General features: G+C 75.8%; 1 pseudogene. It reads right to left on the bottom strand.

Annotation, left to right across the window (positions count from 1 at the left end):
• A pseudogene (locus ACLZOT_RS51375) lies at positions 1-135 on the bottom strand (ABC transporter ATP-binding protein); the annotation flags it as partial.
• Positions 136-314 lie beyond the last annotated feature (179 nt).

The raw sequence follows: 314 nt of genomic DNA, 5'->3' as shown, positions 1-314 counted from the left end.
CGACTTGCCGGCCCCGTTGGGACCGAGCACGGCGGTCACCCCCGCCCCGGCCACCAGGTCCAGGCCGTCCACCGCGGTCTTCGTGCCGTACCGCTTCACCAGGGCCTGCACCTGGACCACGGGCTCGCTTCGCATGGGTCACGAGTCTAGGTAGGCGGCGGAACTGTCCGGCGCGGGGGTGCGGGATCTCCCCCGCAAGGGGCGGGGGCCGGTGTGGCGTCCTGGAACGGGGGTGCCGCGAGGAGCCCGCCCGGCGGGGCCTCAGTCGCGCGGGCGGTGCAGCGGCAGCCACCGTTCGGCGTAGGCGACCGCGT

This window comes from Streptomyces sp. 4F14, assembly GCF_048159485.1.
Classification (GTDB): domain Bacteria; phylum Actinomycetota; class Actinomycetes; order Streptomycetales; family Streptomycetaceae; genus Streptomyces.
This window is presented reverse-complemented; position numbering and strand designations above follow the sequence as displayed.